At 56.5% G+C, this 271-nt stretch carries 1 protein-coding gene; it reads right to left on the minus strand.

All coding sequences use genetic code 11. The features are described from left to right. A partial coding sequence (locus tag KMS84_RS40140; protein ID WP_256921592.1) for a hypothetical protein occupies positions 1-271 on the minus strand: 271 nt, incomplete at both ends.

Here is a 271-nt window from a genome sequence, read left to right on the forward strand (position 1 = left end):
GCGGAGAGCTGCGTGTTGAAGATCGATCGCACCCACGCGGTATCACTGCGCAATTCGACATTCAGCGACGTCTCGTTATCGACCGAAGGAATGCCCGGGATATAGGTCTGGTCCACGGAGCCTGGGCGCCAATCCCACTTCACATTCGGAAAGTTGTAATTGCCGCTAGCATCCCTGATGGGCGTGCCGTCCAGCTTCACCGTGTAATCGGTAGGCGCCTCGTCAAACTCACCCTCCCCCACGGCAATCAAAATTTTTGCCAGGTTGGTAG

The sequence above is a fragment of the Streptomyces hilarionis genome, assembly GCF_024539675.1.
GTDB lineage: Bacteria > Actinomycetota > Actinomycetes > Streptomycetales > Streptomycetaceae > Streptomyces > Streptomyces hilarionis.